The sequence below is a fragment of the Daejeonella sp. genome (assembly GCF_037719425.1).
Lineage (GTDB): Bacteria > Bacteroidota > Bacteroidia > Sphingobacteriales > Sphingobacteriaceae > Daejeonella.
Map to the genome: position 1 here is coordinate 1 of NZ_JBBJNI010000102.1, position 15,152 is coordinate 15,152.

The window sequence follows — 15,152 nt, forward strand, 5'->3', positions numbered from 1 at the left end:
TCCCCAATGCTGGATCTGGTCCCAGCCCTCAACACATTTGAAGTCAAAAACAATGTCTGTCTTAGGCAGTGATTTCAATTCGTCAAGGCTTATCTGCAAAACCTGCCCGGAAGCTCTCTGAACCGATAAGCTCCAGCTCTCATTGTCCATCTCCGGCGTTAAGCCAATTTTCCCGTTCTGGCGGACTTTCTTTGCTGCCATGGATTTAGGATAGGTTTTCGCTAAATGTCCGTCGCTGAATATTCGCCTGAAGGCCAGTTCGCTTTTGTTAAATGCTTTCCTGAAAGGCGCTTTGGCACCAGCGGTGATTCCGCCGGGCTCTTTGGGCGAATTTCGCAGCCACCACCAGCCGCCATAAGCCAGTGAACCTAAACCCGCAAAAGCCGCAAAGGAAACAAAAGTTCGTCTGCGGATCTGCTGATCTATCAGTTCCGTCGGGCTCTTTTTACTTTTTGGAACTTTCATGTGTTTTCAGTTTAGTCGCCTGAGTGCCTGTTTTTATAATCTCAAATCCGGTAATAACCGAACGGAAATTATTCCACCCGGCAATGATCACCTGAACGATATGGATACAAAAGAAAAATACATAACCAATAGTCAGCGCGAAATGCTCGGCACGGGCCATATTATAGCCGCCGCAAAGCCAGGCGAGCCAGTTTAACTGCACCGGTTTGTAAATAGCTAGTCCTGTGACTAATGATCCGAAGCCCATTAGTATGATAGCAGTATATGCGATGCGCTGGGCGGCATTATATTTATCCTGGGGGGGAAGCATTTTGCGTATATGAAGGTCATGCAGTAACACCTGCCACGCCTCCCGGAATGATTTTTTCTGAGGAACTAATTGCCTCCACTCACCCGATACCAGGGTGTAGAAAACATAAAGGACGCCGTTTATGGTAAAGAACCACATAAACAAAAAATGCCAGGCCATACCCTCCGCCAGTCTGAATGGCATTTTCAGCAAGGCATAAAATTGATCCGAAAAGAAATGGATCTTATATCCAAATATGGCTATCGAATAAGCATCGTTTGCCCAATAGATCAGCAGCCCGCTCCATATCATGATCATTAACAAAGGGAAATTCACCCAGTGGAACCACCGCATGCCTATGGAGTGCTTTTCTTTAATTCGCTTCATGCTCTGTTGTTGCTATTAATTCATTTGTCGTAAGCCCGGCAATAACCTTACAAAATAAATTTACATTAGATTTAAGGAAACAACACAATTTACGACTTAAACCACTACTGCAGATTTTTCAATGATAGGCACTGATCATAAAGCATCAGATTGCTATCGGCATTGTCAATCGCCAGCCCGTCAGCTAACGAGTTAACTCCGGCAATACGCCAATATCTCAAAGTTAATTTTGGGAACGTTATTAATTGATCGTTATTTGTTGAAAAATAGGCCATCAAAAAGATCTTAATCATCGACGATGAAGAGCGCCTTCGCTCCCTTATTTCCAGGATACTGGAACTGGAAGGGTATAAAGTGTTGCAGGCAGCTAATGCTAAATCTGGTTTAGAGCAACTGAGGAAGAACGAAATTTCAGTAGTCCTGAGTGATGTTAAGCTGCCCGATATCAATGGAGTTGAATTGATACCCCATATCAAGGAAATAAGCCCTTCTACAGAAGTTATCAACTTAACTGCTTTCGGTAATATACCCGATGGTGTCCGGGCCATCAAAAACGGGGCATTTGATTATATAATTAAAGGCGATGATAATGATAAGATCATTCCCTTAGTTGCGCGGGCGATGGACAAGGCTCTCCTTCAGCAAAAAGTTATACAACTGGAGCGCCAGCTTGAAGACCGCCATGGATTCGATATCATCATAGGAAGTTCTGAACCCATTCTTAAGGCAAAACGGCTGGCAGAGAAGGTCTCGGTTACCGATACAACAGCTTTGCTCCTCGGTGAAACCGGGACCGGTAAGGAAATTTTCGCAAGGGCTATTCATTACCGTAGCCCGAGAAGCGACAAGAGCTTCGTAGCAGTAAATTGCAGTGCCTTCAGCAGAGATATTTTGGAAAGTGAACTATTTGGCCACAAGACAGGAGCTTTTACAGGTGCAGTAAAAGACAAAAAAGGTCTTTTCGAAGAAGCAGATTTGGGGACTATATTTTTAGACGAGATCGGAGAAATGTGCCTTGATCTCCAGGCAAAATTGCTCCGTGTACTAGAAGACGGTACCTTTATTAAGGTGGGGGATACCAAAACCACGACAGTTAATGTCCGGATAATAGCCGCTACAAATCGTAATCTGCAGGTAGAAATTCAAAAAGGTTTATTTCGCGAGGATTTATTTTATCGTTTGTCTGTTTTTACAATCGAGCTGCCTTCATTAAACGACCGGAAAGAGGATATCCCTGCAATAACAAGTTACTACATTGAGCAGTTTGCACTTAAAATGAACAAGCCCGTTCCCGAGGCAGCAAAGTCGTTCATGGAAAAACTTAAAAATCATGTATGGAAGGGGAATATCCGTGAGCTGAAGAACATGATTGAACGTGCCCTCATTCTTACAGACGGTCCTGTGCTGCCGGTTGAAGCGCTCCCAATCGATTTTCTGAATGAACCTCTTGTAGAAGATGGTTTCAATCTGGCGATAATGGAGAAAGGTCATATCAGGAGAGTTCTGGATCACACACGGGGTAATAAAACGGAAGCAGCCCGCTTAATGGGGATTGGCCTGACAACTTTGTATCGAAAGATCGACGAATATCAGATCCTGATAAAATAATGCTTTTCCCAAAATGAAAATTGACCCTGCCAAAATGGAAGGGTTTACTTTTTTACCAAAAAATACTTCTTCTCGTTATTAATGTTTTTGGATTGATGTTCAGGAACTTACCATTAGCTTAAACGGTTTGGCACTCCTATGGCTAATCTGTTTGAAATTCAGACATGATTCCTTACTGCTTCATTTTGATGACTTTGTGGAAGGATCATTTAACCAGTTGTTACACCGCTACGAGCGACTTACACCGATTTGAGTAAGATCATGAAAATTAAAAGTAAACTACGTTTAGGCTTCGGCTTTCTTTTTTTAATGGTGATGTCTTTTGGCGGGTTATGCGGTTTTTATCTTAACGAAATCGCACGTGATTCTGAAGTCATTCTAAAAAATAATTATGAGTCACTCAGTTTCACCCGCGAAATGCGAAAAGTGCTTGACAATAACAGCCTGCCATTATCTGCTGAAGCCGCATCACAATTCCATAAGGAGTTAATAAAACAAGAAAGCAATACAACTGAACCTGGTGAGCACGAGTTGACCAGCAAGATTCGAAAGAATGCGGAGATCCTAAAGTCCGATACATCCAGTTCAATTATTCGTTCACTTAGGTATGATCTGAGCAGGATCGAGGAGATAAATATGCAGGCCATTTTAAGGAAAAATGATCAGGCACAGCGATCTGTAAAAAATGCGACATTATATATGCAGCTTGTCGGAACAGCTATTTTCCTGATACTGCTCAGCTTCAGTGTAAATTTCCCCAGCTTCATCGCCGACCCTTTGTTAGAATTAACTGAAGGAATTAAGGAGATAAGCCGGAAAAACTACAGTACCAGGCTAAGTTTTCCGGCCAGCGATGAGTTTTCACCTCTTGCTGATGCTTTTAACCAAATGGCAGGCAGGCTAAATGATTGGGAGCACAGCAACGTGGCCAATATCATGTCTGAAAAATTACGAATTGAGACGATCATTGAACAAATGAAAGACGCCATTATTGGCCTTAATGAAAATCGTGAAATCCTTTTTATCAATACTGCAGCGGAACAGTTATTAAAACTGGAACACCGGCGTGTCATTGGCCGGAATGCCCATGATCTGGCAAAAACAAATGACTTGTTGCATAACATCTTAAGTATTCAACCCTCTGAAAAGCCTTTGAAATTTGATGCCGAAGGCAAGGAATTATATTTTCAATTAGAATCAACAGAAATAGTAATCCCTGATTACACCCCTGACGAAGACAACCTGATTAGATCAACCGCAAAAAAGGCCGGACAAGTTTACATTTTAAGGAACATTACAAAATTTCAGGAATTAGATGAGGCTAAAACGCACTTCCTGGCCACAATTTCTCATGAATTAAAGACTCCTATCTCATCTATAAAGCTGAGCCTCAAATTACTCATGGACGAGCGGGTGGGACGCTTAAATACAGAACAAGCCGATCTGTTGGATCATATTAAAGACGATGCACAGCGCCTTCTAAAACTCACCAGCGAATTACTGGACCTAGCTCAGGTTGAAACCGGCAATATTCGGCTGAGTTTTATGGACACAGATTCGAATGATATAGCCTTGTATGCTATCAACGCTGTGCAATCACAGGCTGCTCAAAAGCATATACAAATCGAATTTGAGATGGGACATGAACTGCCTGCAATATTTGGAGATGTAGAGAAAACCACCTGGGTTCTGATCAATTTTCTTTCCAACGCTATTCGTTACAGCCCGGATAAATCAAAAGTAATTGTTGGAGTAAAACAATCAGAAAGCATGATCGAGTTCTCGGTTAAAGATTTTGGAAAAGGTATCGAAGAACGATATCAAACAAAAGTATTCGACCGATACTTTCAAATTCCGGCAGATGGTATTAACAAGTCTGGTACTGGGTTAGGTCTGGCTATTTCGAAAGATTTTATTGATGCCCAAAGTGGAAGAATATGGGTCGAAAGTAACGGAGGTAAGGGCAGCCGGTTTTGCTTTGTGCTTCCTGTAAGCTCAAATTCATTAATTAAACATTAAAACTCATCATATGACAACTTATATAATTTTGTTTCTGACCGCTCTGATCCTTATATCAGGATTTCGCATCGCACAAGAATATGAGCGGGCAATTGTTTTTCGGCTAGGTCGCTTCCAGGGTGTGAGAGGACCCGGCTGGTATTGGATAATTCCATTATTTGAAAGGCAACAAACAATTGATATGCGGACACGTACTGTCGATCTTGAGCAACAGGAGACGATCACTAAAGACAGTGTGACCATTAAGGTTAACGCAGTCCTGTGGTTTAGGGTCATCGATCCTAAAAGAGTAATAATTGAGGTTGCCGATTACAAGATGGCAGTTTACCAGTTTTCGGTTACTGCGCTAAGAAATATCATTGGTCAGCATTTACTTGACGAAGTATTAAAAGAGAGACAGCAGATAAATAGCACACTCCAGCAATTAGTTGATAATGCTACCGAGTCCTGGGGGATCAAAATAGAAATGGTGGAGATGAAAGATGTGGAGATTCCCACTTCTATGCAGCGTGCAATGGCCCGTGAAGCAGAGGCAGTGCGCGAGAAGAGAGCCAGGATCATAAAGGCCGAGGCTGAACTTGAAGCATCTATCAAGCTAACTCAGGGAGCTCAGGAAATGGAAAAAAGCCCAATGTCACTTGAACTGAGGCGAATGCAAATGCTTTCTGAAATAGGAATAGACAATAATACAACAACTATAATGCTTATACCCTCTGAATTTTCTCGAGCGGCGAAGAGTTTTAGTGATTTTGTAAAGGATAAAATTGAATCATAGAATAGTAGAATGAGTAATCATAAAAATTTGCATAAGCTCTCCGCGGGTGGTTTATTAATTAGTCTTGGTATTATTTATGGCGACATCGGCACATCTCCTTTATACGTTTTTAAAGCGATAATTGGCGACCGTCTAATAACGCCTGACCTGATTCTGGGTGGCTTGTCTTGTATATTCTGGACACTTACCATGCAAACCACGCTGAAATACGTGATTATTACCCTACAGGCAGACAATAAAGGTGAAGGCGGGATATTTTCTCTTTATTCACTGGTGAAAAGAAAAGCCAAATGGCTTGTTTTCCCAGCAATGATAGGCGGAAGTGCTTTACTGGCAGACGGGATCATAACTCCGCCAATCACTGTTTCTTCTGCTATTGAAGGCTTAGCCATTATTTACCCGGGCCTTCCTACTATTCCTATTGTTATAGCTATTCTATCCTGCCTTTTTATGATCCAGCAGTTCGGAACCTCAATTGTAGGAAAGGCTTTTGGGCCCGTTATGTGGGTCTGGTTCACAATGTTGGCCGTTTTAGGTGCTTCGTATGTTTTTCAATTCCCTGAAATCCTGAAAGCTATCAACCCCTACTATGCTTATCATATATTATCAACAAATCCTGAAGCCTTTCTTATTCTAGGTGGAGTATTCCTGTGTACTACCGGTGCGGAGGCCTTATATTCAGATTTAGGCCACTGTGGTAGATCCAATATCAGAATTAGCTGGATCTACGTTAAAACATGCCTTTTACTAAATTATTTTGGCCAGGGGGTCTGGTTATGGCAACAGCAAGGGAATAAACTCGCCGATAATAATCCCTTTTATCACTTAATGCCGCAATGGTTCCTGATATATGGAATTTGCATTGCTACTCTGGCTGCTATTATTGCCAGCCAGGCGCTGATTTCGGGTTCATTCACATTAATATCAGAGGCGGTTAGATTAAACTTGTGGCCTAAAGTGAAAATTAATTATCCCTCACTACAGAAGGGCCAGCTATACGTTCCTTCCATGAACTGGATATTGTGGATCGGATGTATAGTAGTTATGCTGATCTTTAAAGAATCAGCCCGGATGGAAGCCGCTTATGGGTTATCCATCACCGTTACAATGCTAATGACCACTATTCTTGTAGCTATGTTTCTTCAGCGCCGCAAGTATCCATCCTACCTTATTATCACCTTCCTTATAGTTTACGGAATTATCGAACTAACTTTTCTATCCGGTAATATTATTAAAATCCTGCACGGAGGCTGGTTCACCTTATTGCTGGGAACAGGTTTCTTTTCTATTATGTGGGCCTGGTCCAAAGCCCGCAGAATCAGGAACAGTTATGTTAATTTCGTTCCAATCAAAAATCACTACAATGTGCTTAAAGATTTAAGCGAGGATTCGTCTGTTCCAAAGTATTCCTCGCAACTAATTTATCTAACCAGTGCAAATTTCAAGTCTGAAATTGAGTCTAAAATAATCTATTCGATATTTCAAAAACAGCCTAAAAGAGCTGATGTATATTGGTTGATTCATGTAGATGTTATGGATGAGCCATATACCAGTGAATATAAAGTAGATTTTTTAATTCCCGGCAAACTAATTCGGATCGACTTTCGCTTAGGCTTCAAGATCGAACCGCGCATTAACCAGTTATACCGCATGGTTGTAGAAGATCTTGTAAAAAATGGCGAGGTCGATATCATTAGTCAATATGATACGCTCAAAAAGTATAAAATGGTAGGCGATTTCAGGTTCATTGTTTTGGACAAAGTCTTACCAAAAGCGTATGATCTGGGCCTCATTGATAATTTCGTCCTCAGCTACCACACCAGATTAAAGAAGCTAAGCCTTTCTGATGAAAAGAGTTTCGGCCTTGATGATAGTTTTGTAACAGTAGAAAAAGTCCCGCTTATAGTGACCATACCCGGTACTGCGAAGGACCTCAGAAGGGTCAAGTAACGGTGTGACATTTTTTATCAATTAATCACAGAAATATAACCCTTAATTTTTGCTGTTTTATTCCCTAGATCAAGCACGTAATAATAAATGCCGACAGGTAAAGCATTATCATGATAAGTCCCTTTCCAACTATTGGAATAATTTTTCTGATTAAATACCAGCTTACCGGCTCGATCTGAAATCCAAAGCTCGTTTCCTGGATAGTGTTCGATATTCCTGACCACGAACTCATCGTTGATGCCATCGAAGTTTGCACTAATTAAATTGGTGCAGCTAACTGGTAAAATATTTGCTACTGTAATATCAATTTTAGCTTCACTTATACATCCGCCATCACTGGTAACCTGAACACGATATGCCCCGGTTTCTTCCGCGTTTACATTTAACACTTTATCGCGCGCACCCGGAATAATTTGATTATTAAAATACCACTTGTATTGCCCTTCGCCATTTACCGAAAGCGTAGAGCTAATGCCGCGCTGAAGCGAAGTACCTTTATCGGAAGAAATCCGGATTGGTGCCTGACGTGCAACTTTGAGAGTGTACGAATATTCTGAAGAGTCAACTCCGCCATTCGCTGTACCACCATTATCTTTAAGGATGATCCGGATATTTAACAAGTTACCATAGTTATCGGGCAACTTATACGTAAAAGCAGACACTCCATTCACAGGCAAAGCTACTTCAAAAAATGTCCCCGAATTTCCGTCTTTTACAATGATCTTCACTTCCTGGTTAGCTTCAGGACCTGCATTAATTCCTGTCAGCTGAATCGTCCCGCTTGAACAAATTATGTCCAAGGGAATTTTGCTCATTTCCGGACGCTCGTTAACATCAAGTATCGAAACGGTTAAATTCTGTACACTGGTTTCCCCATATGCTCCGTCTGACTTAATTCGTACAGAATACTGCTCTTTACTTTCGTAGTCAACCCCCGCTATTGTCACTAACGAATTCCCATTCAACCGAAATGCCCCATTGTCCTCAGCACCCTCTCCTTGTACGAGTGCAAAAATTGGTGCTTGGCTCCCCTGGTTAATCCCAGTCAACTCAGCTGCAATAGTACCAGCGACGGCATTCTCAAAAAGATTCACGTATTTCACACTAAATTCAGCGCTGCCTGCGGGTGATATTTTCAGCTCACCTGGATTATAAGATATGACATAGTTTTTTGCTATAGCTCCGGTTAAGTTAATGGGGTAAATTCCAACGTTGGACTTGTCCATTGCAGCGCAGGTAAACTCTGGCTTTTTAACCAAATCCTCCGCATCGTCACCGTTTACAAAGCCTTCATAAATACAGGTAAATTCAGGATTTATTAAGCCAGCCACTTTTGTATGATTTGCTGCTTTTATAAGCAACGGTGCTTTTTTAACAAGGAAAGTTTCCCCCGTGATTTTCAGGTCATAATTCTTTCCAAGAGTTAAAGATCCCACAACAATATCATAAACTCCCGCGGCATCTCCCTTCGCTTTTTCCAAAAAGCCTGAAAATTTATCACTATTTACAATCGAGCCTGAACTTATTACGAACTTTACAGCGGACGGAACAGAGCCATATGTCTTGAACTGGCCCGCTTCGGGTTTAATGAGGATAGGCCGGGTGGAAATGTGTATTGACCGTTGAACCTTTTCCATTACATAATCACTGTCGCCTTTCTGCAGCGCGATGATGCTGGTGTTGCCAGCCCTCAAAATTCTCGCAGAATCACCTGTGATGGAAAGTATGCTTGGATCTTCAGCAATGTATTCTATTCGAAGCCCGGCCGAAGAATATATTGGGCCAAGTTTAAAATTCGCGTCGCCGTATATTTTTTCGCTGATTGGCTGTAAGTCGAGACTTTGTTTTTCCTTCGGTTTGGTTATAAAGCTCCAGGTAGCTAATGGCGAACCAGCGTTAAGGAAAGGGTTACTTAATTTATCAGTGATAGCCCCGTCCTCCATACTTATCTTTATTGTGGAAGCAGCCGGCAAATCCTTTAACTCTACTATCAATGATTTCAAGTCCTCTGCAATTCTAATTCTCTTCTCAGCCAATCCTTGTTCAATGTTATATTTAAATATAGTTTCGCTTCCAGCGAAAATTATTATGACCCTGGAGCCGCGTAAACGAATTTCTTCGTCAAACGTAATAACAGCATCTGTTTTGCGTGGCAAGCCTCCAGCCAGATTAGCTGGTAACATGGTTACGACCTTTGGACCGATTGTATCTTTTACTATTAATTTACCGGACTGAACTGTGCTTCCGAACTCGTTTGTAGCTTCTAAAACGATCTCATATGAACCCACCTGCGACTTGGAGGGAGTTCCGTAAAGAAGGGTATTAAAAGTAATTGCTTTAACGTTATGATTATGATAGTCAGCAACTAATAAATTACCCTCCAAATCAAGGCAGATTCCCATTGGATTTTTAAAAGTTAATACACCTTCTGCTTTTACACCCTTATCATCCCCGTCAGTAATACTTGTCACCTTGCCCGATTTGCCTATCATACGAATCGAATGGTTGAGTTGATCTGCTATATATAGATTGCCTACCGAATCAGCCACAATACCCGTAGGATATTTAAACGATGCCTGACGCGCTTCTCCATCGCGGAGGCCAAAATCACCATTACCGGCAAATGTACTAACCTGACCGCTTTCTATATTTATTTTTCGGATTCGGTTATTCACCTGATCCGCTACATAAAGAAAACCTGCATTATCAACTGTAATTCCTGCGGGCGCATTGAATTTTGCATTAGTACCAATTCCTTCAGAAAAACCGGCTTTACCGCTTCCTGCCAGCGTAGAAACTTTTCCATCCGGAGAGATCATTCTGATCCTGTTATTACCGCGATCAGCTACGTAAAGATATCCTCTTGCATCCACACAAATCCCAGCGGGCATGTTGAACTTTGCAGTCGTACCTTCACCGTCTACGTACCCGGGATTCTGACCACCAGCAAGTGTTAGTACCCGTCCGGAAGGACTGATTTTCCGGATAGAGTGATTTCCCTGGTCAGAAATGTAAATAAACCCTTTCGCATCAACAGCGATACCGGAAGGGGTATTAAATCGTGCTTCAGAGGCCTCACCATCTTTGAATCCCGGTGCAGCACTTCCTGCCAGCGTTGAAACCTCTCCTGACAGGCTGATCTTCCGAATCCGGTTATCAACCTGGTCTGCCACGAAGATTGTACCTTTCGAATCTGACGTGAGAGCGTAAGGGGAGTAAAAACGGGCTTTATTTCCAATGCCATTATTAAACCCCACAATATCGCTGCCTGCTATTATACTTACCTGCTTTTGGGATTTAATTTTTAGCCATTCAGGTTTGCTGATGGCTTTTATCTGAGTTTCTGGAAGATTCGGTGTTTCTACTTTAATTACAGAAGAATATTCCTTGCCATAATTTACTTCACCTGAAAGAACATTCTTAAACTTCGGTGCACCAAAAGTATCAAATGGCTTTTTGGGGCCATTGATGACAATTGAATCCCTGCCTTTAGAAGTTATATTTGGTTCTGAAGCGTAGGGGTTGACCGGACCAGCGATTGATAATATTTTCGTGTTACTCAAGCCTGGAGTGGGCCAGATAGAAATAAAGACTAGTAATGGCAATATAAAAAATGATGCAATCCTCTTTGTATTCGATAAAACACAGTTTGCTAAGCATTCCATGCCTGCATGCTCCCTGATAAAACCCTTTGCTAAGTAACGCACTAAATCCTCCATCCAAATTTGATATAATCGATACAGCAGCTATTCGTTCCCTGATATCAATAGCTTCTACTTAAAACTGGCCGAAAGGTTACGACTTACTGTTAAGTATATTGAATGTTCAGATAATCAGTGGATTAAAATACAAGACTTTATTTTTTTGGATGTTAGGGGGAACGTGAACGTTAATTTGGATTAGAAATCTCGTTAGTATCTCGCTAAATTTTTGTGCATCGGCAGTCGTAGTAGTTTTCGGTTTAAATTATTAGCTTTACAATACCACTACTATAACTGAAAATTAACCTTCTAAATAATGATGAGTAAAAGCTTCCAGTTACTGTCTGTTACCCCTATTTGTGCTTGCCCCTTTGTAAGATGTACTTGATGTAAAACATGGAAAAGAGAAAGAAAAGTGCACCCCAGGGCAAAGTAGATAAGCCAGTAGTGTCGAACCAAAAAGCCGGAAACCAACGGCATATTTCAGATCTTAAATCTGCAAATGACAAGATAGCGCATCAAAACCGCGATAAAGAAGACCGCGCAGCGGAACTAATGGTTGCAAACATAGAGCTCGCTTTTCAAAAGACGGAAAAGAAGGACCGTGCTGCCGAATTAGTAATCGCCAATGGTGAGCTTAAGTTTCAAAATAAGGAAAAAGAAAATCGGGCTGCCGAACTAGTCGTCGCAAATAAAGAGTTAGCTTTTCAAAACGCCGAAAAGGAAAAGCGGGCAGCTGAACTTATTATAGCAAACGGCGAACTTATTTTCCAAAATATTGAAAAAGAAAGACGCGCGGCCGAATTAGTAATAGCAAACGGAGAGCTTAAATTCCAAAATAAAGAAAAAGAAAAGCGTGCCGCCGAGTTGGCAATTGCAAATAAAGAGTTAGCTTTTCAAAATGTAGAAAAGGAAAAGAGGGCGGCGGAGCTGCTTATAGCCAATGATGAGCTGATTTTTCAAAATACTGAAAAAGAAAGACGCGCAGCCGAATTGGCGATTGCCAACGGAGAACTTAAATTTCAAAATAAAGAGAAAGGAGATCGCGCCGCTGAACTCGTGTTGGCCAATAAAGAGTTGGCATTTCAAAATACTGAAAAGGAAAATCGTGCCGCTGAGCTTATTGTCGCCAACGACGAGCTTAAATTTCAAAATACGGAAAAAGAACGACGCGCGGGTGAGTTGGCAATTGCTAATAAACGACTTGAATTTCGAAACAAGGAAAAAGAAGACAGGGCTGCCGAATTGGTAGTAGCAAATAAAGAACTGGCTTTTCAGAATGCCGAAAAGGAAAAACGAGCAGCTGAACTGATAACAGCCTATGAAGAGTTGGCGTTTCAAAATGCTGAAAAGGAAAAGCGAGCCGCAGAGCTTATTATTGCTAATAAAGAATTAGCCTTTCAGAATGCCGAAAAGGAGAAACGTGCGGCCGAACTGTTTTTTGCAAATACAGAGCTTAAAAAAGCCCAGGATAATATCCGGAAGCTTAACGAAGAGTTGGAACAGAAAGTCGTCCAGCGCACATTGCAACTTGAGTTGGCAAATAAAGAGCTTGAAGCATTCTCGTATTCAGTATCGCATGATTTGCGCGCACCCATAAGGGCTATAAATGGCTATGCCCTTATATTGGAGGAAGATTATTCTCACAATCTCGATGCTGACGGCATCATTGTTCTAAAGTCTATTATGCTCAATTCTAAGAGAATGGGCCAGTTAATTGACGATCTGCTGGCATTCTCCAAACTAGGCAGAAAACAAGTGAGCGTTTCCCAAATTGATATGTCCGCACTTGTTAATAAAGTAAAAGATGAACTGCTGATCGACGGAGGGAAAGACGGGGTGGTATTTGATATTGCCAGGCTTCCACCTGCCAAAGGGGATCAGTCACTAATCAGGCAGGTGCTTATCAACCTGGTATCCAACAGCTTAAAATATTCAAAAAACAAGGAAAAACCGGTCATTCAAATTGGAGGAGAACAAAAAGGGAATTTTGTTACTTATTATGTGAAAGACAATGGCGCCGGCTTCGATATGAAATATTATGACAAGCTTTTTGGCGTTTTCCAGCGATTGCACTCCCATGAAGAGTTCGAAGGCACTGGTATCGGTTTAGCTATTGTACAAAAGATAATCACCCGACATGGCGGCACGGTATGGGCTGAATCGATCGTGAACGAAGAATCAACTTTTTATTTTACCTTGCCACATTAACATCTAAACTCCGATATATGGCTGAGTTCGAAATTTTATTTGCAGAAGATAGTACAGACGACGCAATGCTAACTTTGCGGGCGCTTAAAAAAGGTGGCTTTTTAAACAAGGTCCATCATGTAAAAGATGGCGCGGAGGCATTAGATTTTCTTTATTGCGAGGGTGCCTATGCAGAAAGAGATCAAAATACAAAACCCAAGCTAATTTTATTAGATCTGAAGATGCCAAAAGTTTCTGGCATGGAAGTGCTGGAAAAGATTAAAGCGGATCCCAACCTAAGTTCTATTCCGGTAGTAATACTTACGTCATCTAAAGAAGACCCCGATATACAAAGATGTTATGCGCTCGGAGCCAATAGCTACATCGCAAAACCGGTTGAAACTGAAAATTTCTTTAACGCCATTAAAGATATAGGGATGTACTGGATGATACTAAGCCAATTACCCGATTAAAACAGCTCCAGCCGGTTAAAATATCCGGCATAGTTTCCCGTGCATCAAATTCTATTACTATGTCCACACCTATGATCATATTAATACTGGAAGACAATCAGAGCGACATCGATTTGCTTCTTCGTGAATTAGACAAAAACGGCATACTATATACTCCACGCGTAGCTAAAACCAGGCAGGCTTATTTAGACGCCCTAACAGATCCATATCCTGATATTATACTTTCAGATTTTTCATTGCCGGCATTCGATGGTCTGGAAGCGTTTAATATTAAGCAGAGCACCTGCCCTGATGTTCCTTTCATTATCATCTCAGGAGCCGTTGGCGAGGAAACGGCTGTGGAAATGATAAAAAACGGTGTTACTGACTATACCCTAAAGGATAAGCTTTTTACTATAACGCCTAAAATCCACCGCGCCTTGAATGAGGTCAGTGAAATGGCCGAAAAAAGAAGGATAAATGAGGAATTAGTTATTCAGAATAAAAGATTGCACGAAATTGCATTTCTACAGTCTCACCAGGTCCGTGTTCCAATTGTGCAAATGCTCGGATTGTTTAGAGTTCTTAACCTTGAAGATCCGGGGGATCCGGTCAATGTTGAAATAATGCAGATGCTGCAGCGTGTTGGCGAATCGCTTGATCAGGTTATAATAGAAATTACGCAGAAAACAAGCAGGATAAAACAAGAGATACACTAAAAAGACATTTTGACAATAACCTGTTCAATTTAAACAACTGGTCAAAAAATAGGGTTAAAGGTGAACGGAAGATTGTGCTTATTTAACGTTAAATTCAACTCTTAGGGCCGCTATTTGAGGCCCTATTGAGATCAATCAGTTCAGATTTTATCGTTATATCTTTTACGATCTCATCAAGTTCATGTGCAGATTCCAAAACATAGCCCAAAAGCTCAGTTTTAAGTTTCTCGTCACTGGAGGGATGTTTGATAAGATCAATCAATCCCATTAACCGGGCGATAGGGGCGCGGACAACGTGGGACTGAATCCAGGATATTTCGCTAAACCTTTGATTCTGCTTTTCAATTTCATCAATGTAATTAATGTGCTCTGTTATATCGTGAGCCACGACAATAACTGCTGGCTTACCATGGAAAAGTATCTCCCTTTTTTTGATCTCGACGAGAATAACTTTTCCATTTTTTTGCTGGTGGCGATAAACTTCATTTCGATGTGATTTGACCGCATCATGAAATCCATATTCGGAAGGACTAGATTTGACAATCGTTTCGTATCCAGCGTCGATTTTATCAATGGTCATTGACATAAACTCATCAT

The 15,152-nt window shown here is 41.3% G+C and carries 10 protein-coding genes and 1 pseudogene; 7 read left to right on the forward strand and 4 right to left on the reverse strand.

The genetic code is table 11. From position 1 onward, the window contains the following. Positions 1-465, reverse strand: a 465-nt coding sequence (locus WKF69_RS13280; RefSeq protein WP_340382557.1) for a molybdopterin-dependent oxidoreductase, incomplete at its 3' end; no start/stop codon positions are given. After that, on the reverse strand, positions 446-1,141 hold the full coding sequence (locus WKF69_RS13285; RefSeq protein WP_340382558.1) for a cytochrome b/b6 domain-containing protein: 696 nt from the start codon (positions 1,139-1,141) through the stop codon (positions 446-448). The genes WKF69_RS13285 and WKF69_RS13280, both read right to left, overlap by 20 nt. Positions 1,142-1,414: 273 nt before the next feature. Between WKF69_RS13285 and WKF69_RS13290 the strand changes: the two genes are divergently transcribed. From WKF69_RS13290 to WKF69_RS13305, 4 genes are all read left to right on the forward strand, one after another. Then, complete coding sequence (locus WKF69_RS13290) at positions 1,415-2,749, forward strand: sigma-54 dependent transcriptional regulator (RefSeq protein WP_340382566.1); 1,335 nt, start codon at positions 1,415-1,417, stop codon at positions 2,747-2,749. Positions 2,750-3,010: 261 nt separating this feature from the next. Further along, the gene (locus WKF69_RS13295) at positions 3,011-4,768 is read left to right on the forward strand and encodes an ATP-binding protein (RefSeq protein WP_340382559.1); all 1,758 of its coding nucleotides are present in this window, start codon (positions 3,011-3,013) and stop codon (positions 4,766-4,768) included. Between the two features lie 10 nt (positions 4,769-4,778). Further along, positions 4,779-5,543, forward strand: coding sequence for a slipin family protein (locus WKF69_RS13300; protein WP_340382560.1), 765 nt, complete (start codon positions 4,779-4,781; stop codon positions 5,541-5,543). Between the two features lie 9 nt (positions 5,544-5,552). Then, complete coding sequence (locus WKF69_RS13305; protein ID WP_340382561.1) at positions 5,553-7,493, forward strand: KUP/HAK/KT family potassium transporter; 1,941 nt, start codon at positions 5,553-5,555, stop codon at positions 7,491-7,493. A 17-nt stretch (positions 7,494-7,510) separates the two neighbouring features. Here WKF69_RS13305 and WKF69_RS13310 read toward each other — a convergent pair whose 3' ends face one another. Beyond that, positions 7,511-11,212: an MBG domain-containing protein gene (locus tag WKF69_RS13310; protein ID WP_340382562.1), complete on the reverse strand. Its 3,702-nt coding sequence runs from the start codon at positions 11,210-11,212 to the stop codon at positions 7,511-7,513. A gap of 378 nt (positions 11,213-11,590) precedes the next feature. On the opposite strand from WKF69_RS13310, the gene WKF69_RS13315 reads away from it, so the two are divergent. The 3 genes from WKF69_RS13315 to WKF69_RS13325 all read left to right on the forward strand — a co-directional run bounded on the left by WKF69_RS13315 (position 11,591) and on the right by WKF69_RS13325 (position 14,555). Beyond that, the gene (locus WKF69_RS13315) at positions 11,591-13,405 is read left to right on the forward strand and encodes an ATP-binding protein (RefSeq protein WP_340382563.1); all 1,815 of its coding nucleotides are present in this window, start codon (positions 11,591-11,593) and stop codon (positions 13,403-13,405) included. A gap of 17 nt (positions 13,406-13,422) precedes the next feature. Further along, a complete protein-coding gene (locus WKF69_RS13320; RefSeq protein WP_340382564.1) occupies positions 13,423-13,857 on the forward strand; it encodes a response regulator in 435 nt (144 codons plus the stop codon). A gap of 71 nt (positions 13,858-13,928) precedes the next feature. Beyond that, entirely contained in the window at positions 13,929-14,555 is a 627-nt protein-coding gene (locus WKF69_RS13325; RefSeq protein ID WP_340382565.1) for a response regulator, read from the forward strand. Positions 14,556-14,649: 94 nt separating this feature from the next. Here WKF69_RS13325 and WKF69_RS13330 read toward each other — a convergent pair. After that, positions 14,650-15,152 (reverse strand): annotated as a pseudogene (locus WKF69_RS13330) (hypothetical protein); the annotation flags it as partial.

Coding starts and splice junctions, on each gene's coding strand:
- WKF69_RS13285 (WP_340382558.1), bottom strand. CDS start 1,141: ATGAAGCGAATTAAAGAAAAGCACTCCATAGGCATGCGGTGGTTCCAC.
- WKF69_RS13295 (WP_340382559.1), top strand. CDS start 3,011: ATGAAAATTAAAAGTAAACTACGTTTAGGCTTCGGCTTTCTTTTTTTA.
- WKF69_RS13300 (WP_340382560.1), top strand. CDS start 4,779: ATGACAACTTATATAATTTTGTTTCTGACCGCTCTGATCCTTATATCA.
- WKF69_RS13305 (WP_340382561.1), top strand. CDS start 5,553: ATGAGTAATCATAAAAATTTGCATAAGCTCTCCGCGGGTGGTTTATTA.
- WKF69_RS13310 (WP_340382562.1), bottom strand. CDS start 11,212: ATGGAGGATTTAGTGCGTTACTTAGCAAAGGGTTTTATCAGGGAGCAT.
- WKF69_RS13315 (WP_340382563.1), top strand. CDS start 11,591: ATGGAAAAGAGAAAGAAAAGTGCACCCCAGGGCAAAGTAGATAAGCCA.
- WKF69_RS13320 (WP_340382564.1), top strand. CDS start 13,423: ATGGCTGAGTTCGAAATTTTATTTGCAGAAGATAGTACAGACGACGCA.
- WKF69_RS13325 (WP_340382565.1), top strand. CDS start 13,929: ATGATCATATTAATACTGGAAGACAATCAGAGCGACATCGATTTGCTT.